Source organism: Blautia sp. HA8986, from assembly GCF_056504635.1.
Genome location: NZ_JBWLUQ010000001.1, coordinates 1,680,208 through 1,705,207 on the forward strand (window position 1 = coordinate 1,680,208; position 25,000 = coordinate 1,705,207).

A 25,000-nucleotide genomic window follows, 5' to 3' on the forward strand; every position below is an offset into this window, starting at 1 on the left:
TAAACAGTAAACCTTTCTTTTTAAGCTCCAGGCACTGTTTTATGCCTTCTTTTTTCTCTCCTGTCCGATAGTCAGCTGAGCCACTACTGTAAATATGGCACTGATCAGAAGTTCTCCGTAATATCCAAGCCCTCGGCTCAGTACCATACCCGGCAGTAGCAGCGTACCAAACACAGGCTTGAATATAGTTAAAAATAATGTCTCGCTGATTCCCATTCCTCCCGGGAGAGGCAGCATATCCACAGACACCGAGATCACGGCTTGGAGAAAAAGTATCTCCCAAAATCCGGTTCCGTGAAGTCCGAAGGACTGATATACAAACCAGGTTACTGCAAACAGTGCCATCCGCTGTATAAAAGTGATTCCAATAACTTTAACGATCACCGTAGGATTATTCTTCAGATATGCCGCAGTATCTCTGTAAGTATCCATGGAATCTTCCAGTTTTTTCAGCCGACTCCCCTTTTTTTTCATGAGATGCAGCCGCTCCAGAAGCTTCATTCCCTTCACCAGGATTGCTTTTGCAAAAAGCGGATGAAATACCAGAATGGTCATAAAAGTGACACAGAAGATATTAAGCACCAGTCCCAGATAAAACACCGGCAGTATTCCTTCCAGATATTTGTGGAGAAATCCTCTTCCGAAAATTGCGATTCCAATACCGATCACCACAAGCACCAGCTTATAGGTAATAGTCACGATCATCAGGATTACCGTTGACACCGGAATGGAAATCTTTTCTTTTTTCATATAGTAGATCTGCATGGGCTGTCCGCCACTGGCGGACGGTGTGATGCAGCTGAAAAAAAATCCTACGGACGAAAACAAAAAGCAGCTTCTTTTTTTCAGATGAATTCCACTGGAACGCATCATGTACCAGATAATAATGGATTCTCCCCAGATAAAAAATGCTACCAGTGTAATTCCCGGAACCAGCCACCGCTTATCTGCCCTGTGTATGGCATCCATCATGGAGGACAGATCTTCTCCGTGAAAAACGCCGTAGATAGTCAGGGCAAAAACTACTGCCAGAAACACTCCGTTAAATATGATCTTTTTTTTGCTTTTCATCATTTGGCACCTTCTATATAGCTGTTGATCTTCTTCTCAATTTCAGTTCCTATCCGTTCATAAATATGCCAGATCTCTGTTTTCTGTCCCAGCATAAAGCATACCTGAGCCAGGAGCACACCGCCTGCCACGTCCACAAGTACATGCTGCTTGGTAAAAATGGTAGACAGAAAAACCAGCACAGCCAGCACAAGGGATACTCTCTTGTACCATGTCGGAATTCTTTTCTGATCTTTGATCCCCAGAAAACAGAACCAGCTTACCAGGCAGTGGATAGATGGAAACAGATTATCCGCCGCATCAACAGAATAAAGCCACCTGGCCAGCAGATCCCAGATTCCGTTTCCTTCGATCACCGGTCTTGTATTGGTAGTTGGATACGCCAGAAATATGATCAGGCACACACAACGGGATATGAAATCCGCAGTAAAAAAGCGGTAAACCTGTTCCTTCTCCTGTCTTGCCGCAAGAACATAATTTACTGCCCAGAACAGATAGCAGCCAAAATAAACAATTAAAAACTGCGGCAAAAACGGAAGCCGCAGGTCAAGATTACTTTCTATGTTGTGGTGATACCAACTGCCTGCGATCGCCCTTGAACCGGAATATACAAGACAGTTAAATACAAATGAAAAGACAAGGGGAAAAAGCCCGTACGCAGGTATGACCCCTGTTACATATTTCCAAAAATGTTTCATAAATTCACGCCTCATTATTTTATTAATATCAGGAATAAAACGTATTCTTCTCCTGATGCCATCTGCTAGTCACAGTATAACAGTCGAGGCGTATGGTTTCAACTAAATATGGAAAGTTTAAAAATTATTAAGAATTCAGTTCAGTTATTTTTTCTTTTTTGTTCATACTTTTTTCAGAATGACGTCACAGAATGACCACAAAATATGAGTATATTATTAGATGTGCAAAGGGTACTACCTTTGATAACACTTTTTTCTTTTTCATACTGCCGGGGCTACCTCCAATTAAAGCCCCGGCCTCCTTCCTTTTATTTTCCCATTTTAGTTATGCCATGCAAGACGCACACTTGACGGGTGAACCTCTTTTGTCATCCAATCTACATCGTTGGTGATCCAGTCCATGATTCCGAGCTGGCGTGTTTCCCATGCAACGGTTGCTTCTCTTGCTTCCGGTGTTTCTTCCACTTCCATGGTAGTGTCGATCTCATCATAGCCGAAAATATATCCGCCTGCGCTCCAGATACTGAAGTTGCTGTCCGGACCCGGATCAATTTTATCGCCTCTCTGTGCCACAAGGCCGTCATGACGGGCTTTATATTCTTCCTCACAGCCGTCTTTTAATTTTGTCATGAACATTCTGTGGCGAATCAGCTCCTTGTTTTCTCTCACAACACCAAAATTATAATACATCAGGCGCATATCCTGATCTGGTGTGGAGATCCATGTGAAAGTATTCTGGATTTTCTCTGTGAGAGCTGTTTTCACTTTCTCTTCTTCTGCAGAAATCACTGCTCCGTCTGCATTTTCGTAATATCCGAAGATCAGGTCTGCAGCATTCCAGATGCTGAAATTATTGATTCTGTTGCGGTCAAGATATGCAGTAAGCTCCGGCCAGATTTCACCAAGTTTTTTACGGTAATCATTCATTTTTCCTTCTTTTACTTTCATTGCAAAGGCATGTCGTTCCATTTATGCTATCCTCCTGTTTTGATGATTTTTCTGCTATATTTCCCACTATACTTTCCACAATGAGCAGATATATCCATTCTGCTCTCTCATATAGTCTGATTCTATCACTTTTATCCCGTTTTTACAATTCTGCTGGCAGGATTTCTGTGGATTTCCGGTGATGCTCAGACAAGATACAGCATGACCATCAGCGGCATGGTTATGATACTGACTATGGTGGTCATTACATTAATGGTGCTGGCATAGACCGGTTCCTGATCGTAAAGCTGTGCCAGCTGTACAACCGTTGTTGCAGAGGGTGTGATCACGGCCATCAGACTGATCAGCAGAATAGTTTTTCCTTCTTTTACCATTGAAGCCATTGGCAGATACTTTAAAAGCATTAGTATGACCAACGGAGTGACCACCATCTTCAGGATTGTGATCAGATAGATCCTGGAATGGCTGAAAATGTCTTTCCAGTTTACCTCCGTCATGGTCATTCCCAGCATAATCATACACACAGGACCCAGGGTGGCTGAGATCTGGCTCATGGTATTTCCAAGGATCACAGGCAGTCTGATCTGTGCAAAAAACAGAATAATACCAAGGATGATCGCAATCAGATTGATATTACAGAGGATTTTTTTCCAGTTGATGCCAGCTCTCGCCTCCATCAGTGACTGTCCGTGAGTCCACATCAGAATCATCTGTACACTTAAAAATGCACTGGCATAAATTACCCACTCCTCACCAAGGACTACGATTACAAGTGGGATCACCAGATTTCCTGAATTGGAATAGATGATGGATTCTTTTTCCACCACGCTTAATTTCAGCGGTTTGCCGATGATCCTGACAAATACCAGCAGAAAAATATGGATCAGAACAGCTGCTGCTACTGCCAGAAGGAAACCATTGCGGATGCTTCTGGAATATTCAATCTGGAAAGCGTTGATCATCACACAGGGCATGATAATGTAAATACAGATGACTGAGAGTGTCTTACTGCTTTTTGCATCGATGAGTCCACATTTTACCACCGCATATCCACAGGCCATCATCAGAAAAAATACGATGATCTGCTGTAATAATTGTAAAGTTATCATTTTCTTCTCTCCCCTCTGAACGCATCAGCTCTGTCCGATCTCCTTCAGGGCTGTCTGAAGCTGCGTGTCTTCCTCATGTGTAAGTTCTGTCCAGTCTGCAGAGCCTTCAGAAAGCTCTGCTTCCACATTCGGAGTGATACCTTTTTTATTGATGTCATTTCCTTTTGGTGTGAAATATTTTGCAATGGTGATCTTTACCGCACTGCCATCGGTAAGCGGCTGGATGGTCTGCACCACACCTTTTCCGTAAGTCGTAGTTCCTACGATCGTTCCGATACCATAATCCTTTACTGCTCCCGCAAAAATCTCCGAAGCACTGGCACTGCTTCCGTTTACCAACACGGCAAGAGGCATGTTGAGTTCATTTTTGCCATCGCATTTCTCTTCTTCTTTCTTTCCATTTTTGTCTTCTGTGTAAACGATCAGACCTTCCGGCAAAATCTGACGGAGCACATCGCAGACTGCATTCAGAAGCCCGCCTGGATTATTTCTGAGATCTACTACCAATTTCTTCATTCCTCTATCATGAAGGTCTTCGAATGCTTTTTTGTACTGATTGCTGGTAACTTCTGAAAATTCGGAAATGCGGATGTAGCCTGTCTCGTCATCCAGCATTTCATGAGATACTGTCTGGATCTCCACATCACGGATTTCTACTTTAATATCTGATGTTTCCTTCTGCTCCGCTCTTTGAATGGTGAGGGTGACGGAATCTTTATCACTTTCCCTGATCATGGCTGCAATGTCTGCAGTTTCTTTTTCTGTGACATCTTTACCGTCTACGGCTTTCAGAACGTCTCCTTTTTTCAGCCCCGCCTGTTCTCCGGCCCCTCCTTCATAAAGCTGTATGATCTGTGCCCCACCATCCTCGTCTTTCTGAAGAACTGCGCCGATTCCTACATAAGAGCCTTCATTGGATGTGTTCAGTTCCTTATACTGTTCTGCTGTGTAATATACGGAATATGGATCATTCAGGCCACTCATAAGACCTGCATAAAGCCCCTCTCTGAGACTGTCCTCATCTTTTTCATCCAGATATTCCTCATCGATCAGACTCTCCAGATAATTCAGTTTCTGAACAGTCGCAGAATCCGCCAGAGCGGTTCCTTTGGGAAACATAGTCTTCTGATAGCCGACAAAGCCAGCTCCTGTGACAATTAGAGTTGCTGCTGCACCAACAGCGATTCCTTTTTTGAATTCTTTATTATGCATGTGATTCCTCTTTCTGTATGCCAAAAACGGCTGCCGGTTCTCCGACAGCCGATGCTTATTATATTATACTCTGAGGTGCTTTCTTGTTGTGAAGAAGCTTCCCAGAAGACCGATTCCTACACCAAGTCCGAGTCCCATCGGGATCAGTCCTTCGTAAATCTGCCAGATTGGGATAAAATCTACAATACCTGTGAGCACATTAAATTTTGTTAAGATAAATTCTACTGCTGAATTATACAGGAAGAACAGTCCGATCAGCGGGATTGCCGCACCGATCACCCCAAGGACAATACCTTCCAGAAGGAACGGCAGTCGTACAAAAGCATCTGTCGCGCCGATGTATTTCATGATTCCGATTTCTTCCTTTCGGACGGAAATACCCATGGATACCGTATTGCTGATCAGAAATACGGATATCACCAGAAGGATTCCGATCACTCCGATGGATACGTAAGATACAAGTTTATTGATAGATCCAAGTGTCTTGGATGCCTGCTCAGACTGGTTGACTTTACGGACATGCTCCAGTCCCTGTATGTAATTTACCAGCTCTGTCTGCTTGGTGATATCGTTAAGATATACATGATAATTAGATGAATTCACAAGCGGGTTATCATCCTTGAATCCGTCTGCCGCATCTTCATCGTCAAAATACTGCTTCTTATATTCTTCCCATGCCTGGTCTGCTGATTCATACTCAATCTTCGCCACCTCAGATCTTGCCTGGATTTCTTCACCTACTGCCTGGATTTCTTCCTCCGTTGTTCCTTCGTCAAAGAATACTGTGATCGGAACTTCCGCTTCTACCTTATGCGCTATATTATCCACATTGTTTACAATAGAATAAAAAATACCTACCAGAAAAATACAGGCTGCCATTGTAATGATACACGCAAGGGAAAACATCCAGTTTCTCTTTATGTTCTTGAATCCCTGTTTCAGGGTATACCAGATCGTACTAGGCCTCATGATATCCTCCCTCTTTCTCATCGCTGATGATCTTGCCGTTGTGCATGGTAACTACTCTTTTACGCATGGCATTGACGATATCTTTATTATGGGTAACTACCAGGACTGTTGTTCCTCTGTCATTGATCTGTTCCATCAGTGCCATGATCTCCTCGGAAGTCTTTGGATCCAGATTTCCGGTTGGCTCATCTGCCAGAAGGATGTCCGGGCGGTTTACCAGTGCTCTGGCCAGTGCTACTCGCTGCTGCTCACCACCGGAGAGTTCATCCGGATATGCTTTATATTTTCCGGCAAGTCCTACTTCCTGAAGGACTTCCGGTACCCGTTTACGGATAACACGGGTCGGTCTTCCGATGACACGCTGTGCAAATGCCACATTCTCATATACATTGCGGTCTTTCAGAAGACGGAAATCCTGGAACACTACGCCAAGTTTTCTGCGATATTTCGCTACACGTCTGTGTTTCATCTTCTCCAGACGTTCGCCGCTGACTGTAATAGTTCCGCCTGTGGAATCCAGTTCTTTCATCAGAAGCTTGATCAGGGTTGATTTACCTGAACCGCTGCTTCCGACTACAAATACGAATTCCCCTTTATCTACATGTAAGTTCGCATGATTCACAGCCGGAAGACCCGGACCGTAAGATTTGCTCACATCTACAAGATCGATCATATTTATCCTCCTCTATGTAATCCAAATATGGTTTCTTAACTTTTTTGTAATATTATTGTAATATATTTCCTGTCTGATTGCAAGAATAAATTTCCCAGAGCCAAAACAGCCCTCTTCGAGTTATTTATTTTAACGTAAAAACACAAAAATTACAATAGAGCTGATGGCGGTTATCTGTGAAGTTCGTGTGAACTTCCATATAAAAACTGCCGCCTATCCAAAAAAGATCAAGCGACAGTTAAAAAATTCTGTTTTTACCTTAATGTATTGAACTATCATCCTGATTCCAAGATGATATCAGTACTCCAGTGTCTCCATATACTTCATATATCTGACAACCATCAACGCGATCTTAAATGTGATCGCATCTTCGAATACTCTCAGATCCAGTCCTGTGCTCTTCTGAAGTTTATCCAGACGATATACGAGTGTATTTCTGTGGATATACAGCTGTCTGGATGTCTCAGATACATTCAGGCTGTTCTCGAAGAATTTATCAATGGTGACAAGTGTTTCCTCATCGAAATCATCCGGTGACTTGTTATCGAAAATCTCACGGATGAACATCTTGCACAACGGAATAGGCAGCTGATAGATCAGTCGTCCGATTCCCAGTGAACTGTATGCAATCACTTCTTTATCTCCAAAGAAGATCTTACCTACATCAAGTGCCATACGGGCTTCCTTATAGGAACGTGAAACTTCCTTCAGCTCATTGACGATAGTACCATATGCCATATGGACATCCTCGCCATCCTTGTTCAGGTCAAGAGTATCCAGAATCGTATGAGCCAGCTTATCCATCTCCGGATAGCCCTCTCCGTCCTCCAGTTCCTTGACGATAATAATGCTCTTCTCATCTACAGCAGTGATAAAATCTCTGCTCTTTCCACCAAAAAGACTCTTCACGCTCTCCACTGAGCTGTGATCCTTCTCCTGGTTCAGTTCCAGAATCATAACTACACGACGGACATCTGCCTCAATATGAAGCTTCTTCGCTCTGTTGTAAATATCAACCAGAAGAAGATTATCAAGAAGAAGATTCTTGATAAAGCTGTCCTTGTCAAAACGCTCCTTATACGCTACGATCAGATTCTGGATCTGGAAGGCTGCAAGCTTGCCTACCATATAAGTATCCTCATCATCCCCATGGGCCACAAGGACATACTCCAACTGATAATCATCACAGACCTTAAAGTACTGAAATCCCTTGACAAGCTGGCTGTCTGCCTGGGATTCTACAAAAGCCTGGATATCTGCCGGCTGGATTTCAAAATCAGAAAAGGTAGATGCCAACACCTTACCGTCCGTATCAATGACACAAAATTCTGTCCTTGATATTTCTTTAAGTCCCTCGAGCGTATTCTGTAACACCTGATTCGATATCATTCCGTTCAATCCCTTCTCACTTATGTGTATGCTTATCTTCTGTCTTTCCCTCTCTATCTATGGCTATTTTAATACAAAATCACCAAAAATAAAAGAGGAAAACTGAAAAAATTTACAAATTTTTGTTGAAATCCGCCTAATTTTTCTCTATAAAGCCTTCTCCGTGAACCTCTCTTGCATCGGAAACAATCACAAAAGCATCGGGATCAATATCATCCACCAGCTCTTTCAGCTTCACGATTTCTTTCTTATTTACCACACAGAAGATGATGGTTTTCTCCTGGCCGGAGTACATACCCTTGCCACAGATTCCGGTTGCCCCACGATCCAGGTCTTCCATAATGACCTTTGCCACCTCATCCGGCTTCTCCGTAATGATAAATGTCTGCTTGGAAAACTTCAGACCTTCGATCAGGCTGTCGGATACTTTTGTTACCAGATAAACTGCAATGATGGCATACAGAGCACGCTGGATGCCAAACACATACATACCCACAATTACAACAAGGCCATCAATAAACTGCATGATCTGTGCAATGGAATAATGACGCATATATTTCTGGATCAGCGCTGCCATCATATCCGTTCCACCTGTGGTTCCCTGTCCAAGGAATACCATTCCTATGCCGATTCCCAGTATCACTCCACCGTATACAGCCGCCAGAAGAAGGTCATCTCCCGCTATATTCCACACTGGCTGAATGGCAAGCCAGGTTGAGAGGGATATCTCACCGACCAGAGCTTTTTTTACAAAGGAAAATCCTTTGATCCGCCATCCCAGAAAAAACAGCGGGATGTTCAGCGTGATATTGGTAAGCCACAGCGGAACCCCGCCATCTATGATCCCACCGGTCCAGTGCTTCACCAGAATCGAAATACCGGAAAAGCCGCCTGTTACCAGCCCGGTTGCATCAAACACTGAGTTGATGGCAAGTGCCATCAGCCCGGTTCCGGCTATGATCAGAAGATAATCCAGATACCAGTTCTTTTTTTTCGCAAGACTCATAAAGTGCTCCTTTCATTTTTTCACAGCAGTTTCTGAAAATCTGCCATGAAATGTTTCCCAAATATATACATTCCACTGCCAAAATTTTCATAACGCTGCAGTATCATATGACAACTGCATCAGTTTCCCGTACTGATGTGTCATAAAAAGAACGGGCACGTACACTATTCTGCGTCCGTTCCCGTTCTCAATGCTACTTATCTGTCTTCTTATTTATAAAATGGACAAACTCATAGCTTTCCATTATCTGAAAGTATTTTACGATTCTCGGATAAAGCGGTTCTGCCTTATCTCCGAAATGTTCTTTCACCAGCAGGGCAATATCCTGCACGGTTTTTGTTCCATCGATTTCCGGCCAGATAAAAGTTCCCATTTCATCAAGATGAACCTTGGAAAACCTGGGCTTGCCAAAAACCTTCTGCGCGATGGTATTGAACATACCCTTATTCTCAATTTCAAGAATGATCCGCTGCTTCAGGTCCCGGTGCCACCGGATCGACTGGTTTGTTTCCGGGATCAGATCAAGATAATTAATATCCTGTTTCTTATCCTTTTTGTTTTTTCTCATCAGGCTTTCTTCTTTCTCCAGATAGAGAATTTAAGCAGTGACAGGATCATGATGATCATCAGCACAACACCGCCGATATTTCCAAGGCTTACAACGCCGGACATATCAAGACTGATACCGACAACTGCAAAGATCGCAAGAAGAATTCCAACAAGACCCTCGCCGGCGATCATACCAGCACAGTACAGGGTACCATCTGTGGCCTGAGCTGTCTTGGTTTTTTCGTCAACGCCTTTTCTGCGGTCAAGTAATCCACGAACGATACCACCGATCATGATAGTTGCGTTCAGATAGATCGGAAGGTAAAGACCGATTGCGAAAGGCATTACCGGGATACGGAGGATCTCAAGGCAGATTGCAAGGAATACACCTACAAATACAAGTCCCCATGGAAGGTTTCCACCCATGATTCCCTCAACGATCATCTTCATAAGCTGAGCCTGCGGAGCAGGAATCTCTGCTGTACCGTAGCCCCATGCTGCATTCAGAAGATACAGAACACCGCCAATAGCAAGACCTGAAACAACAACACCGAGCATCTCGCCCATCTGCTGTTTCTTAGGTGTAGCACCAAGAAGGTATCCTGTCTTAAGGTCCTGAGAGGTATCACCTGCGATTGCTGCGATGATACAGATAACAGAACCAACAGCGATCGCTGCTGTCATTCCGTCGATACCTGTTTTACCGGAGCTCTTGATCGCAAATGTAGCGATCAGAAGAGTAGCGATAGCCATACCGGAAACCGGGTTGTTGGAGCTTCCTACAAGACCTACCATACGGGAGGATACTGTTGCAAAGAAGAATCCAAAAACTACGATGATCGCTGCGCCAAGAAGAGTTACCGGGATTGCCGGAACGATCCAGATGATAAATACCATTGCAACAACACCGAGAAGGATGAACTGCATCGGAAGATCCTGTGCTGTTCTCTCTGTGCTTGTGTTCTTGCTTCCCTTCATGCTCTTCATGGAGTCACGGAAGGTTGTAACGATCAGCGGCAGGGATTTGATCAGAGAAATGATACCACCTGTTGCGATGGCACCTGCACCAATATACTTAACATAAGTAGACCAGATTGCTGCTGCTCCGCCGTTTGCGTAAAGCTGGGAAATGGTTGTTCCCTCTGCTGCCGGGTACATCCATGTGTCAGGTCCGAACAGGCAGATCAGCGGGATGATGACCATCCAGCCAATAAGAGAACCTGTAAACATGTATGATGCGATCTTCGGTCCTACGATATAACCAACACCAAGAAGTGCAGGATAAACCTCCATACCGATCTCACCCTTGAAGGATTTAAATGCTGCTGAAACATCTGCCGGAAGAAGCTTCAGTCCATCAACAACAAATTTGAAGATGGCAGCAAGTCCCATACCGGAGAATACTGTGGAAGCATTGGCTCCTCCTTCCTCACCGGCAAGAAGAACGTCTGCACAGGCAGTTCCTTCCGGATAGAGAAGAGTTGCATGCTCTTTAACAATGAGGGCATTACGAAGGGGTACCATGAAAAGTACACCAAGGATACCACCGCAAAGTGCGATCAGAGTGATCTCAACGATGCCTGGCTTGTCTGAAAGTCCTTCCTCTGCCCAGAGGAACAGTGCAGGCATGGTGAAGATAGCACCTGCTGCAAGAGACTCACCGGCTGAGCCGATGGTCTGGACCATATTGCTCTCCAGAATGGAGTTTCTACGAAGAATCACGCGGATAACACCCATGGAGATAACTGCCGCCGGAATGGAGGCAGATACTGTCATACCAACACGAAGGCCAAGGTAAGCATTGGCTGCACCGAAGATGACAGCAAGGATACATCCCATGATCACAGATGTAACTGTGAGCTCCGGAGTGACTTTCTCCGCAGGAATGTAAGGTTTGAACTCTGTGTTTTTGTTCATATTTCCTCTCCCTTTATCTAGTAAATTAGTAACGTCATATAGTATATCAAATTCCGCAGTATTTTGCAAGGAATTATATCTGAGATATTATATATAATTTACAATTTTATGTATAATTATAAGCAAATAATTGGTCACTATGCAGCTTTTATGCTAACATAGTGACCTCATTCCTTTCAATTGAATATTATATATTTTTAAAAAAATGCTTTTTTTTTTCAGTTGTCCGCCTCCAGCTGTTTTGTCAGATATCGTCCTACGATCTTGGAAAAATTTCCGATATCCCGGATATAGGCAAAATCCTTTCCAAAGATCTTCTTTTCCGCTGCAAGGTCCTTCTCTTCTCCCGCAAATACTCCCAGAACACTGACCCCCTGGCTGCGGAGGCGGCGCACTTCTGTTGCGGTATCCGCAATAGCATATTTTCCCTGATAAGGTGCCGGATTTTTTGCATTGGGACGGTTTATGATCACATCATAAGGACGGCCGTCACTTAAGATGATCAGGATCTTTTTCTCCTCTTCTCTCTGTAAAAGGCCGTATCCCACTGCTTTTATGGCAAGCCCGTCGCGGTTGTTAGATGAAGTCACATAATTGAAAATATCATCATCTGCCGCGACCGGATCCTCATACTCCCGAAACCTGTGCAGGATGGTATGATCCCAGAATGTACAGTAACTCATAACCCGGTGGGGGATGTCCACATTACTTAAGGCAGAACTGATCATATAGGCCTGCAACGCCACATCTCCCTGTCGGCTCATCTGGGAACCGCTGGCATCGATCAGCACATCTACCACAAAATCCGTATTATCCCCACGGAGGATCCGTTTAAAAAGATTCGCCTCGCTGCTTCTTCCTACACGCCACAGCCTGGAAGGAACGATGCTTCCCCGGTCTGAGAGGACTTCCTGGTTTTCACTTCGGATCACCAGTGCTTTTTTCAGAAGTTCCGTCAGCATGGAAATATTCCGTTTCGCAATCCTGTGCTTGTCATGATAGACCCATATGTTCTTATTACGGAGACGTTTGGCATACTGGTACTGGTAATTGTCCCGGACCGGATTTTTCAGGATCCCTTCGGTAAAATATAACATACAGTCCCCGTGAATCCCCCGGCACATCAGATAATTCATTCTTTTTTCTTCTGCCGGTGAAAGATAACTTCTTCCAAAGTTCAGTTCCACATAGGTGTGGGCTTTCTTAAGTGCCTCCTCGGAAACCACTGTGATCTTGTTTTTTACCTTGCGCTTTTCCTCCATATCTTCAGTAAGGGAAGAATCCTCAAGTTCTGTCATCCGGTCCGTAATCTTTTCCACATAGTTTTCCAGGGCATCCTCATACATCTCTTCGTTGAGATAGTCTTCCCAGCCGAATTCCGTCAGTTCCTCAAGCGTCACTGCCATTACCCGATCCAGAGAACCGTTTTTCTTCTCAAAATCCGGATCGATCACTGTATTATAAAGCCTGTCAATGATCCGGATCAGTTCCATGGTATCTCCGGTTTCTGCACAGGCATAGATCTGATCCCGGAATGCGGAAAGTTTTTTCTCCACAGGTTGCACACTTCCTGCAAGAACGTCACGGAATACCGCGACTTTCAGCCGATCCAGCAGTTTATCATAGGAAGGCAGGGTCTCATATTCCTGATCCAGGATATCTTCCAGTGCTTTTTTCCGCATACGGCGCACGCCCGGGCGTTCTTCGCAGATCCGCGTTCCCACTGCTGCCTCGATGCAAAGCTGTGTCAGCCCGGTAAGTTCCGCCTCCGACGCATCCAGATAGATCTTTTTCACAAGGTAAAGGCCAAGAAGGTTTTTGTCAAAATATCTGGCAAAAGCGCCCTGTTTGATCCCGTCGTAAAGTGCGATCTCTTTGGAGCGGAGAAACAGGGATACATCCGGCTTTACTTCCAGGGTGTAATCTCCACTGACCGTCCAGAGAAGATTCCGGATGCGGTTTTCCAGATCCAGTTTGTAATCTTCAATAGAAAGTTCTTCTGTCAGATCTTTACGCATAGACATCGTCCTTTGTCCACTCTTCCGGGATCCTTGTACGGACTACATCGTCCACGATCTCTTTTTCAAAAATATCGAAGGTTTTGTTCACCACTCCCATCTGCACTGCAGCCAGGGGAGAAAGTCCCGCGCGGACGATTTTCATGGCAGCCAGAAGGCCGCGGAGATCCAGGGATTTTGTGGAAATCTCACTGTTTACAGATTTTTTCTGAAGGTCCATAAAAACGCCTATAAACTGTTCCACTGCTTTTTCTTTTGCTTCCGGGAACATCTTATTAAAAATAAATCCAAGTGTTTCCTCTGTCTGGGCCGGCATATCGATCACCAGAAAACGGGAAACAAGGGCTTCGTTCAGCTCTTTTGTTCCTGCATATCCATAATTCATGGTTCCGATAAAACGTGCCGCCGGATGGAGATCGATCCTGTCATATCCGGGAACATCAATGGAACGGCGGTAGTCCAGCGTTGCGTGAAGGACTGAGACCGCATCGTTCTTTGCCATGTTGATCTCATCCAGGATACCGAAACCACCGTACTCGGCGCACTGATAGATGCTGCCCTTCCGGAGGCATACTTCATTGTTTACAAACGTGTCCGTTCCGATGAGATCCCCGCTGTTTGTGTTGACATGAAACGATACATTATAGATCGGGCGGCCAAAAGCATAAGCCAGATTTTCGGCCAGGATATTTTTTCCGGTGGCTTTCGGACCTGCAAGGAGGAGATTTTCCCCCTCCAGAAGACCTGCGATGGCCATTTCCAGGATCTCTTTTCCATAGAACGGAATGGACGGTCTGGTAACTCTTCCCTGTACTGCCTCATCCACGCCATAGTTTTTCCGGAATTCCTCGACACCGTGGATCAGGTCTTCGGAAACGTTCTGTTCTTTTAAAAATTCTAATTCTTTCATATATATATTTACTCCTGAATCTGATTCAAGCGGATAAAAGCCTTACAGCTTCTCTCTCCGCCAGGTAAAAAACGGGACAGATCTTACATCCATCCCGTCATTTGCTTTCAAAGATGCCTCTGCATTCAGGGAACATCTCTTATTTCTTATATTTTATTCAGCCGATCATACCTCAAAGATCAGATCGCCGTAAGATGGCATCGGCCACATATCTTTATCTACGATCATCTCAAGCTCATCAACCGGTTTTCTTAAAGCTTTCATTGCCGGTACAACACACTCTCTGAAGAATACCGCACGGTCGCGTCCTTCTTCATGTGCATCTGCCTCAGCAACCAGTTTGGAAAGTGCATCCATAGCTTCTTTGGTCTGGGCAAGAAGTGCGGAAGCATTCTCAAGGAGACTTGTCTGTACGCTGACATCAAGTGATGCGCTTACTGCTTTTACAGAGTTGATGGATTCTGCAAGAACAGTTGTGTAGCGGATCACTGCCGGAATAATCTGTTTGGTTGCAATATCGATCATAGTCTTGGCCTCAATGTTGATAGCCTTTGCATAACCCTCATACTGGATCTCTGCCCTGGACTCAAGCTCTGCTCTTGTGAATACATTAAAGGACTCAAAAAGCTTCACAGCCTTGTCTGTTGTCAGTGCAGGGATTGCATCTACCATGGACGGAAGGATCGGAAGACCACGTCTTCTGGCTTCTTCTTCCCACTCAGGAGCATATCCGTTTCCATTGAATACAATTTTCTGGTGCTCAGTTGCATACTCTTTAATCAGGTCATGTACTGCGATATCAAAATCTTCTGCTGCTTCAAGGCGGTCACATGCATCACGGAATACTTCTGCTGCAATGGTATTCAGCACAACATTGCACTCGGAAATGGAATCACGGGAACCGACCATACGGAACTCGAATTTATTTCCGGTAAACGCAAACGGTGATGTTCTGTTTCGGTCTGTTGCATCTTTCATAAAGTCAGGCAATGTCTTAACACCAGTGTCAAGTATCTCGCCTTTCTTACTGTGTGTTGCTGTGCCTGTGCTGATCAGCTGCTCCAGCACATCCTGAAGCTGCTCGCCAAGGAATACGGAGATAACTGCCGGCGGTGCCTCATTTCCTCCGAGACGTTCATCATTTCCAACGTCTGCTGCTGATTCTCTCAGAAGATCTGCATGCTCATCAACCGCTTTCAGGATACAGGTGAGAACAAGAAGGAACTGGATATTCTCATGAGGAGTTTTTCCCGGCTCAAGAAGGTTGATCCCGTCATCTGTTGTCAGGGACCAGTTATTGTGTTTACCGGAACCGTTAACTCCTGCAAACGGTTTCTCATGAAGCAGGCAGCGCATACCATGACGGCTGGCAACTTTTTTGAGGATACGCATCATGATCTGATTGTGATCTGCCGCAATATTTACCGGTGCATAGATCGGTGCCAGCTCATGCTGTGCAGGTGCTACCTCATTATGCTGTGTCTTGGCTGTTACACCCAGTTTCCAGCACTCCTCGTTGACTTCTTTCATATATGCGGAGATTCTCTGACGGATAGTTCCAAAATAATGGTCATCCATCTCCTGTCCCTTAGGAGGCATGGCACCGAAAAGAGTTCTTCCTGTGTAAATCAGATCTTTTCTCTGGAGCCATTTCTGCTTGTCAACCAGGAAATATTCCTGCTCAGCTCCAACGGAAGGAGTTACTTTTTTGGAAGTTGTATTTCCGAAAAGGCGAAGAAGGCGAAGTGCCTGTGTATTAACCGCTTCCATGGAACGGAGAAGCGGAGTTTTCTGGTCAAGTGCCTCCCCTGTATAGGAACAGAATGCAGTCGGGATACATAAAATACCGCCTGCTGCATCATGACGTACAAAGGCAGGTGATGTACAATCCCATGTTGTATAACCCCTTGCCTCGAATGTTGCACGGAGTCCTCCAGACGGGAAGGAAGACGCATCCGGCTCACCCTTGATCAGCTCCTTGCCGGAAAAGCTTAAGAGTACCTTGCCGTCCTCTCTTGGTGCTGTGACAAATGCGTCATGCTTCTCAGCTGTAACGCCTGTCAGCGGCTGGAACCAGTGGCAGTAATGTGTAGCACCTTTCTCAATAGCCCATTCCTTCATCTCATGTGCAACCACATCAGCGATCTCCATGGACAGTTCCTTGCCCTCTTCTATTGTCTTTTTCAGTTCCCGGTATACCTTCTTCGGCAGACGGTCCTGCATAACAGAATCGTTAAATACATCGCAGCCAAAGATTTCCTTTACATTGATATAATCTTCCATTTCTTCCTCCTTTTCGTTCCTGTATATCCAGTCTTTCTTATGGGGAAAGACGTTTTCACATCTGTAGGATCACCCTGTCTCCGGATACCCGGATCATTCTTCGCTGTTCTGGGTGATTTCCTTGATCTCCTGCAGCTTCTGGTTCAGCCGGCCTTTTTTCTGATTCTTATTGCTGGTGAGATAAAGGTTCATGGCCTCATGAAGATTATCAATCTCCACATGAGTCTGGTCTCCTCCGAATTCTCCGTCCAGCGTCCACGGAACAGCCTCTTCAGACTCGATCACAACATGGGCAGACTTAAAAGAATAGATCAGATCTGTATTATCCTCTGCTGTGAGAAGGGCTGTCATGATCTCCTGAAGCTCCAGAGGATTCTTCGGATTTGTAATCAGTGTCACCTCAAACAGTCCGTCATTCATATCCACATTCTTACCTGTAAGATTCTTAAAGCCTCCTACGGATCTGGAATTGCTGATCATACCATAAATAAAATCATTCTCCACAGTCAGCTCATCGGAGGTTACTTTCAGATGATAGGATTTCACCTCAAAAAGCTGTTTCATTCCTTCCAGCACATAGGCAACATGTCCCAGGATATTCTTCAGATCCTGATCAGTCTCATAGGAAACATTGGTAAACAGCCCAAACGCAGCCACATAGGCAAATGTCTGGTTATTAAATTTACCGATATCACAGTGATAGATCTGCTCCTCCATGATCATGGATGCAGCTGCAGTCATACTCTTCGGCATAAACAGACTGTTGGCAAAATCATTGGTGCTTCCTGCCGGAATATAACCGATGGGTGTCTGGCTGCCTACTTCCACGATTCCGGTAACCACCTCATCAAGTGTACCGTCACCGCCGCTGCAGGCGATCAGATCCACCTGATCTGCATATTCCTTCACCTGTTCATAAGCATCCTTCGGTCCCTGCGTGGCACGGATGATCACTTCATATCCACCTTTGTTAAAGATATCCACAATGTCCAGCAGATGCGTCTTGATCCTTCCTTTTCCTGCTTTGGGGTTGAAAACAAAAAGCATTCTTTTTTTCATTATCCAATCCTCATTTCCCGAAATGATTCGTTATGTCTATTCTTTTACTATGATAAAAAAAACGATGTAAAATGTCAATCTTAACTTTTCACATCTGGTCTTACCACAGATATCCGAAAATCATGGTAACAAAAAAAGTCCGAAAACCCAATTAGAATTGAATCTTCAGACCTTTTGTTAAGTAGCGAGAGGGGGATTCGAACCCTCGACACCACGGGTATGAACCGTGTGCTCTAGCCAACTGAGCTATCTCGCCATATTCTTTTGTAACATGGGACCTATAGGGCTCGAACCTATGACCCTCTGCTTGTAAGGCAGATGCTCTCCCAGCTGAGCTAAGATCCCATATAAGTAGCGAGAGGGGGATTCGAACCCTCGACACCACGGGTATGAACCGTGTGCTCTAGCCAACTGAGCTATCTCGCCATATCTTTTTGTAACATGGGACCTATAGGGCTCGAACCTATGACCCTCTGCTTGTAAGGCAGATGCTCTCCCAGCTGAGCTAAGATCCCATAACAGTCGCTCGTCTTATGAACTCTTCCGTTCCGCAACTCGCTTTGCTATTATATAATGATTTATGACTTGTGTCAACAGTTTTTTTCACTTTTTTTAATTTTTTAAAAAATATATGCTTTTTTGTATTTTTACAGTGGCAGGGAGGTCTGAAATCCCCTGCCACTGCATGCAGCTCACACAATCCTGATATTATCTAAAGTATTCCACACCGGACTCAAAGATCCTGATATCCTGCTCTCCGTAAATATTGACAGCAACACCTGCATCACGACGCTCGCTGTGTGCCATCTTTCCGAGAACACGTCCATCCGGGCTTGTGATACCTTCGATGTTCATATAAGAGCCGTTTACGTTGAACTCTCCCTCATATCCTGTCTCATCCACAGGTACATACTCTGTTGCAATCTGTCCGTTTTCTTTCAGTTTCTTCAGCCACTCATCATTGGCAACAAAACGTCCCTCACCATGGGAAGCCGGGTTACAGTAAATTCCACCAAGCTGTGCTTTCTGAAGCCATGGAGACTTGTTGCTGACAACCTTAGTATAAACCATCCTGGATACGTGACGTCCGATGGTGTTGTATGTCAGTGTCGGAGAATCCTCTTTCTGTCCACAGATCTCACCGTATGGTACAAGTCCAAGTTTGATAAGAGCCTGGAATCCGTTACAGATACCAAGTGCAAGACCGTCACGCTCATTGAGTAACTTCATAACAGCCTCTTTGATCTTCTCATTCTGGAATGCAGTAGCAAAGAATTTCGCAGATCCGTCCGGCTCATCACCTGCTGAGAATCCGCCAGGGAACATGATCATCTGTGCCTGGCTGATGGCTTTCTCAAAGATTTCCACAGAATCATGGATATCTTCTGCAGTAAGATTCTTGAATACCTTGACATCAACCTCAGCTCCTGCTCTCTCAAATGCACGGGTACTGTCGTACTCGCAGTTTGTTCCGGGGAATACAGGGATAAATACACGCGGTTTTGCAACTTTATGTTTGCATACATAGATGCTGTCTGCTTTGTAAAGGGAACCGTCATCAGCCTTGACCTCTTCGGTTCCTGCTGCAGTCTTAAATACGCTCTCCAGAGTTCCTTCCCATGTTGAAAGTGCCTCTTTCAGAGTGATCTCTGTATCACTGTAGGAGAACTTCGCATCATCCGTAACCTCACCAATCACAGTATAGGTAATAGCAAGCTCACCGACTTTTCCATCCGGAACCTCACAGATGATATCTCCGAATGCCGGGGCAAAGAAATCTCTTGGATCAAGGTTATGCTCGATTTTTACACCCATGCCGTTACCAAATGCCATCTTGCTCACTGCTGCTGCAATTCCGTGGCGGTCAAGTGCATATGCAGAAATCACACGGCCTGCCTGGATATCCTGATGTAATTTATCATACTGCTCCATAAGAGCCGGATAATCCGGAAGGTCATACGCATCCTTCGGCGCGCGGAGCCATACAAGCTTGCTTCCTGCTTTCTTAAGCTCCGGTGTGATAACGTCTTTCACTTTTGCAACATCCACTGCGAAAGATACCAGTGTCGGAGGAACATCGATATCATTGAAGGTTCCTGACATACTATCCTTACCGCCGATGGAAGGAAGACCGAAGCCGATCTGTGCCGCATAAGCACCAAGCAGTGCGGAGAACGGCTGGCTCCATCTCTTCGGATCCTCTGTCATACGACGGAAGTATTCCTGGAATGTGAAACGGATCTTCTTATAATCACCACCTGTTGCAACAATCTTTGCAACAGACTCTGTTACTGCATAAGCTGCTCCATGATATGGGCTCCAGGAGGAAAGATATGGATCAAAGCCATAGCTCATCATAGTGACAGTCTCGGTTTTTCCGTTCTGTACCGGAACCTTTGCAACCATGGACTGTGTCTCTGTCAGCTGATATTTACCGCCGTGAGGCATAAATACACTGCCCGCTCCGATGGAACCGTCGAACATCTCAACAAGACCTTTCTGTGAGCATACATTCAGGTCAGCCAGAGTGTCCATCCATTTCTTCTTAACGTCTGTCACATCCGGACGTTTCTCAAAGAGGTTTCCTTCTTTGGACGGAATCTCAACCTCAACGGAAGTCTCCTGATGTGCACCGTTGGTATCCAGGAATGCACGGGAGATATTTACGATTTCTTTTCCTCTCCAGTTAAGGACAAGGCGTGGCTCCTCAGTTACAACTGCAACAGGAACAGCCTCAAGATTCTCTTCATTTGCAAATTTCAGGAAAGTATCTACATCTTTCGGGTCAACTACAACAGCCATACGCTCCTGGGATTCGGAGATAGCGATCTCAGTTCCGTCAAGACCTGCGTATTTCTTCGGAACCTTGTCAAGGTCGATCTGAAGTCCCGGTGCCAGCTCGCCGATGGCAACGGAAACACCGCCTGCACCGAAGTCGTTACATTTCTTGATGATATGGCTTACTTCTTCTCTGCGGAACATTCTCTGGATCTTACGCTCTGTCGGTGCGTTACCTTTCTGCACCTCTGCGCCGCAGACTTCGATGGAAGCCTCTGTATGTACCTTGGAGGAACCGGTTGCACCGCCGATACCGTCACGGCCGGTACGTCCGCCAAGAAGGATAATGATGTCTCCCGGATCGGAGTTTTCACGGATAACCGCACGTCTCGGAGCAGCACCCATAACTGCACCGATCTCCATACGTTTTGCAACGTAGTCCGGATGATAGATTTCTTTTACAGCACCGGTTGCAAGACCGATCTGGTTTCCGTAGGAGCTGTAGCCGTGGGCTGCGCTGCGGACAAGTTTCTTCTGCGGAAGCTTACCCTTCAGAGTTTCCTTTACGGATACAGTAGGATCTGCTGCACCAGTTACACGCATAGCCTGATATACATAGGTACGTCCGGAAAGCGGGTCACGGATCGCACCGCCAAGGCAGGTTGCAGCACCACCGAAAGGCTCGATCTCTGTCGGATGGTTATGTGTCTCATTCTTGAAGTTAATCAGCCACTCTTCTTCTTTTCCGTCCACGTCCACCGGCACCACGATACTGCAGGCATTGATCTCATCAGATTCTTCCTGATCTGCAAGCTTGCCTTCTGCTTTCAGTTTCTTCATTGCCATAAGGGCAAGATCCATCAGGCATACAAACTTGTCGTCACGGCCCTTGTACATGTTCTTATGTGTGTCCAGATATTCTTCATAGGTTTTCTCGATCGGAGTCTTGTAGTCGCCCTCATCAAACTTCACGCTTGTAAGCTCTGTTGAAAAGGTGGTATGACGGCAATGGTCAGACCAATATGTATCAAGAACACGGATTTCTGTCATGGACGGATCACGTTTCTCTTCTTTATTAAAATAATTCTGGATGTGCTGGAAATCCTTGAATGTCATGGCAAGGTTCAGGGAAGAATACAATTCTTTCAGATCAGCCTCAGCCATATCCTTGAAGCCGTCAAAAATCTTCACATCATCCGGGTCAGGGAATACACTGACCAGAGTCTCCGGCTTTTCAAGTCCTGTCTCACGGGAATCTACCGGGTTGATACAGTGATGCTTGATCGCCTCAAATTCTTCATCTGTAATACTTCCTTCAATTACATATGTAGTTGCGGAACGGATGATCGGTGCTGCATTCTCATCCAGGAACTGTACGCACTGTACAGCGGAATCAGCTCTCTGATCGAATTGTCCGGGAAGGAATTCTACGGAAAATACATGTGCGCCCTCTGCCACATCAAAATTCTCATTGTACAGATCGTCTACAGGCGGCTCTGCAAATACAGTTTTGCAGGCTTTCTCAAATACTTCATCGGAGATGTTCTCCACGTCATAACGGATCAGCTCACGGACTGCTGTCACAGTGCTGATTCCAAGATAATGTTTGATCTCATGTTTCAGTTCCCTTGCTTTTACTGCAAAGGCAGATTTCTTTTCTACATACACACGTCTTACGTTGCTCATAGAAGGCTCCTTTCTCTATATCCGATAATAAGGATAGTAAACGTGCAGAAAGCATTTCGCACTTTCTTTTCTGCTGAAAATATAGTATCATAGGAAATATCATTAGTAAAATTAATATATCTTATATCATTTATAAGCGGAGGATTTTTACATATGGATATCAATCTTGAACTGTACAAAGTATTTTACTATGTAGCTACAACCTTAAGCTTTTCCGAGGCTTCCAGGCAGCTCTTTATTTCCCAGTCGGCTGTCAGCCAGGCAGTCAAAAATCTTGAGAAAAAACTGGGACATACTCTTTTTGTAAGAAGCACCAAGAGAGTGATCCTCACCCCTGAAGGAGAACTTCTTCTCCAGCATGTAAAGCCGGCTCTTTCCATGCTCAATGAAGGCGAGGCAGCTCTTTCCGGAGAAGGCAATCTCACAGGTCAGCTTCGCATCGGTGCCAGCGATACCTTATGCCGCTACTTCCTGATTCCGTATCTTCGCAGGTTCCACAAGGATCACCCTGATGTACGGATCAAGATCATCAACAGCACTTCCATCGGATGCGCCGAACTTCTGGAGAACGGCCAGGCTGAACTGATCGTTACCAACTATCCGAACTCCAGGCTTTCTTCCCACACCAAGCTTCAGACTGTGCTGGAATTCCGCGATATCTTTGTGGCAAACCCGGATTATTTTTCCATGGGACGAAAGCCGCTCTCACTGGAAGCGCTTCTGAATTATCCGATCCTGATGCTTGCACCTAAGAGTACTACAAGCGAATACCTCCATCAGGTTTTTGCTGCACAGGGACTGAAGCTTCTGCCTGAAGTTGAGCTTAACAGCAATGACCTTCTGATCGACCTTGCCGAGATCGGCCTTGGCATCGCCTGCATTCCGGATTACATGCTTAAAAACCGCCCGGGGCTGGAACCTGTTGATCTTAAAAACCCGCTTCCTGCACGAAGCGCAGTGATCGCTCATCATGAAGCTCTCCAGCTCTCCCAGGCTGCCCAGTGCTTCCTGAAATACTTCTGAAATCATGGAGGCTCCTCATATCTGTCTGGCAGAAAACTAAAATGTCTGCTGTTACTGTAAACATATCAAAACCAAAAAGGCCACCGGAACCTGACAGAAGGATGTTCGCGATCACTCCTCACTGAACCGGATTCCGATGGTCTTTTTCTGTTATTAATTATTTCTTATGCCTCATTTTTAGGCATTACATCTGCTGCAGCAGTGATATACTCATTCTCGATCTTGCTGAACAGGCCGCTGTCTGCAAGCTCTGCAAGCTTCACATCGATTGGCATTTTTCCAAGTACCGGAACATTAAGCTCTGCAGCGATCTCGTCGATATGGCTCTCGCCAAAAACCTTGAGCTCTTTTCCGCAGTCCGGACATTTCACATAGCTATAGTTCTCCACGATTCCCAGAACCGGGATTTTCATCATATCTGCCATATTGTACGCTTTCTTAACGATCATACGTACCAGATCCTGCGGAGAAGTTACGATCACAACACCCTCGATTGGAAGGGACTGGAATACAGTCAGCGGAACATCTCCTGTTCCTGGCGGCATATCTACGAAGAGATAGTCAAGCTCTCCCCATATAACATCTGTCCAGAACTGTTTTACCATGTTTGCAACTACCGGTCCTCTCCAGATTACCGGTGTCTCCTCATCCGGAAGAAGAAGGTTTACAGACATAACCTCGATTCCGTTAGCTGTCGGGATCGGATAAATGCCGTTGTCGCTGCCCTGTGCATTCTCCCTGATGCCATACATCTTCGGGATGGACGGACCTGTGATATCTGCATCCATGATGCCGACCTTGTAACCTTTAGATGCCATCAGATTTGCCAGGGATCCTGTAACGAAGGATTTACCAACGCCACCTTTTCCGCTTACTACTCCGATTACATGCTTCACATCAGAAAAAACATTCGCTTCTGCCATAAGGCTCTGCGGCTGTTTCTGTCCGCATCCCTCACAGCTTGATTTGTTGCAGGATGAATTACTGCACTCTTTTGCCATAATAGGTTCCTCTCATTTCTTTTTATTTGCACAGATGCAGAACTTTCTGTATCTGCGCAGTTTCCTCATTCACGATGCACTCATGAAAGCCTTACCTTACTTCATAAATCTGTCTATCGCTTTCTCCAGCTCCTTAATGGCATCCCGGTCTCCATGTTCCACTGCATCTACGATACAATGTTCAATATGATCCTGCAGGATGATCTTGCCTGTATTATTGATCGCAGATTTCACGGCTGACAGCTGGATCAGCACTTCGCTGCAGTCACGTCCTTCCTCCACCATACGCTTGATGGATTCCATATGCCCGATGGCCCTGGAAAGTCTGTTGAGTACGGCCTTGGTCTGTGCGTGGCTGTGGTGGTGAGGGTGTGCTCCGCCGTGGCTGTGCCCCTGCTCTTCGTGGGTATGCTCTAAAACGGTTCCGTCCTCAAGAACGTGCACATGCGTTTCTCCCATATTATTTCCTCCTTCAGATTTCCGTGAAGGAACAACGCTGTCGGATCATGGATGTCTGAATGTCAAAAATGATCGTTCCATCTTCCAGTACTGTCTTCTCGTAGGATACATCTTTTCCCTGAAATTTATGCTTCACATATTCCTCGGGGTCTGCGATTTCCACTTCCTCCACAAATACATCACGCATCTGATTTCTCGGACATTTGTTAAAAATTTCCCAGATTACTTCGTACTCTTTCATC

The 25,000-nt window shown here is 45.3% G+C and carries 20 protein-coding genes and 4 tRNA genes; 1 reads left to right on the top strand and 23 read right to left on the bottom strand.

Annotated features, from left to right (window positions below; all coding sequences use genetic code 11):
* Positions 1-39: 39 nt before the first annotated feature.
* The 20 genes from AC04Q4_RS07840 to AC04Q4_RS07935 all read right to left on the bottom strand — a co-directional run bounded on the left by AC04Q4_RS07840 (position 40) and on the right by AC04Q4_RS07935 (position 22,275).
* A complete protein-coding gene (locus tag AC04Q4_RS07840) occupies positions 40-1,071 on the bottom strand; it encodes a flippase-like domain-containing protein (protein WP_476389088.1) in 1,032 nt (343 codons plus the stop codon).
* Positions 1,071-1,769 (bottom strand): phosphatase PAP2 family protein, encoded by a 699-nt coding sequence (locus AC04Q4_RS07845; protein ID WP_173755550.1) that lies wholly within the window; start codon positions 1,767-1,769, stop codon positions 1,071-1,073. The genes AC04Q4_RS07840 and AC04Q4_RS07845 overlap by 1 nt, the downstream gene beginning before the upstream one ends.
* Positions 1,770-2,090: 321 nt before the next feature.
* Positions 2,091-2,738, bottom strand: coding sequence for an L-rhamnose mutarotase (locus AC04Q4_RS07850; protein ID WP_476388816.1), 648 nt, complete (start codon positions 2,736-2,738; stop codon positions 2,091-2,093).
* A 164-nt stretch (positions 2,739-2,902) separates the two neighbouring features.
* On the bottom strand, positions 2,903-3,826 hold the full coding sequence (locus tag AC04Q4_RS07855; RefSeq protein WP_173737406.1) for an AEC family transporter: 924 nt from the start codon (positions 3,824-3,826) through the stop codon (positions 2,903-2,905).
* 24 nt (positions 3,827-3,850) lie between these two features.
* A complete protein-coding gene (locus tag AC04Q4_RS07860) occupies positions 3,851-5,038 on the bottom strand; it encodes a S41 family peptidase (RefSeq protein ID WP_476388817.1) in 1,188 nt (395 codons plus the stop codon).
* 63 nt (positions 5,039-5,101) lie between these two features.
* The gene (gene ftsX / locus AC04Q4_RS07865; RefSeq protein ID WP_173737408.1) at positions 5,102-6,007 is read right to left on the bottom strand and encodes a permease-like cell division protein FtsX; all 906 of its coding nucleotides are present in this window, start codon (positions 6,005-6,007) and stop codon (positions 5,102-5,104) included.
* Positions 5,997-6,680, bottom strand: a complete 684-nt coding sequence (gene ftsE, locus AC04Q4_RS07870; RefSeq protein ID WP_173737409.1) for a cell division ATP-binding protein FtsE — start codon at positions 6,678-6,680, stop codon at positions 5,997-5,999. The genes ftsX and ftsE overlap by 11 nt, the downstream gene beginning before the upstream one ends.
* A gap of 297 nt (positions 6,681-6,977) precedes the next feature.
* Positions 6,978-8,069, bottom strand: coding sequence for a PucR family transcriptional regulator (locus AC04Q4_RS07875; protein ID WP_173737410.1), 1,092 nt, complete (start codon positions 8,067-8,069; stop codon positions 6,978-6,980).
* Positions 8,070-8,205: 136 nt separating this feature from the next.
* Positions 8,206-9,075, bottom strand: a complete 870-nt coding sequence (locus tag AC04Q4_RS07880; RefSeq protein WP_476388818.1) for a YitT family protein — start codon at positions 9,073-9,075, stop codon at positions 8,206-8,208.
* Between the two features lie 193 nt (positions 9,076-9,268).
* A complete protein-coding gene (locus AC04Q4_RS07885; protein WP_476388819.1) occupies positions 9,269-9,643 on the bottom strand; it encodes a PqqD family peptide modification chaperone in 375 nt (124 codons plus the stop codon).
* A complete protein-coding gene (locus AC04Q4_RS07890; RefSeq protein ID WP_476388820.1) occupies positions 9,643-11,541 on the bottom strand; it encodes an OPT family oligopeptide transporter in 1,899 nt (632 codons plus the stop codon). Before AC04Q4_RS07890 ends, AC04Q4_RS07885 begins: the two co-directional genes overlap by 1 nt.
* Positions 11,542-11,759: 218 nt before the next feature.
* Positions 11,760-13,559 carry a vWA domain-containing protein gene (locus tag AC04Q4_RS07895; protein ID WP_476388821.1) on the bottom strand — a complete coding sequence of 600 codons (1,800 nt, stop codon included), beginning with the start codon at positions 13,557-13,559 and terminating at the stop codon, positions 11,760-11,762.
* Entirely contained in the window at positions 13,552-14,469 is a 918-nt protein-coding gene (locus AC04Q4_RS07900) for an AAA family ATPase (protein WP_118062113.1), read from the bottom strand. Before AC04Q4_RS07900 ends, AC04Q4_RS07895 begins: the two co-directional genes overlap by 8 nt.
* Before the next feature lie 165 nt (positions 14,470-14,634).
* Positions 14,635-16,752, bottom strand: coding sequence for a glutamine synthetase III domain-containing protein (locus tag AC04Q4_RS07905; RefSeq protein ID WP_476388822.1), 2,118 nt, complete (start codon positions 16,750-16,752; stop codon positions 14,635-14,637).
* 93 nt (positions 16,753-16,845) lie between these two features.
* Positions 16,846-17,811: a diacylglycerol/lipid kinase family protein gene (locus AC04Q4_RS07910; protein WP_173737417.1), complete on the bottom strand. Its 966-nt coding sequence runs from the start codon at positions 17,809-17,811 to the stop codon at positions 16,846-16,848.
* Between the two features lie 182 nt (positions 17,812-17,993).
* Positions 17,994-18,067 (bottom strand) — tRNA-Met (locus AC04Q4_RS07915).
* A gap of 16 nt (positions 18,068-18,083) precedes the next feature.
* A tRNA-Val gene (locus AC04Q4_RS07920) sits at positions 18,084-18,156 on the bottom strand.
* 7 nt (positions 18,157-18,163) lie between these two features.
* A tRNA-Met gene (locus AC04Q4_RS07925) sits at positions 18,164-18,237 on the bottom strand.
* A 16-nt stretch (positions 18,238-18,253) separates the two neighbouring features.
* Positions 18,254-18,326 (bottom strand) — tRNA-Val (locus AC04Q4_RS07930).
* 193 nt (positions 18,327-18,519) lie between these two features.
* Positions 18,520-22,275: a phosphoribosylformylglycinamidine synthase gene (locus tag AC04Q4_RS07935; RefSeq protein ID WP_476388823.1), complete on the bottom strand. Its 3,756-nt coding sequence runs from the start codon at positions 22,273-22,275 to the stop codon at positions 18,520-18,522.
* 153 nt (positions 22,276-22,428) lie between these two features.
* Between AC04Q4_RS07935 and AC04Q4_RS07940 the strand changes: the two genes are divergently transcribed.
* A complete protein-coding gene (locus tag AC04Q4_RS07940; protein ID WP_173738811.1) occupies positions 22,429-23,298 on the top strand; it encodes a LysR family transcriptional regulator in 870 nt (289 codons plus the stop codon).
* A gap of 164 nt (positions 23,299-23,462) precedes the next feature.
* Here AC04Q4_RS07940 and AC04Q4_RS07945 read toward each other — a convergent pair whose 3' ends face one another.
* From AC04Q4_RS07945 to AC04Q4_RS07955, 3 genes are all read right to left on the bottom strand, one after another.
* Positions 23,463-24,299, bottom strand: a complete 837-nt coding sequence (locus tag AC04Q4_RS07945) for an Mrp/NBP35 family ATP-binding protein (RefSeq protein ID WP_173738812.1) — start codon at positions 24,297-24,299, stop codon at positions 23,463-23,465.
* 96 nt (positions 24,300-24,395) lie between these two features.
* Entirely contained in the window at positions 24,396-24,758 is a 363-nt protein-coding gene (locus AC04Q4_RS07950) for a metal-sensing transcriptional repressor (protein ID WP_173738813.1), read from the bottom strand.
* Positions 24,759-24,771: 13 nt separating this feature from the next.
* Positions 24,772-24,999, bottom strand: a complete 228-nt coding sequence (locus AC04Q4_RS07955; RefSeq protein ID WP_173738814.1) for a hypothetical protein — start codon at positions 24,997-24,999, stop codon at positions 24,772-24,774.
* Position 25,000: the final 1 nt, after the last annotated feature.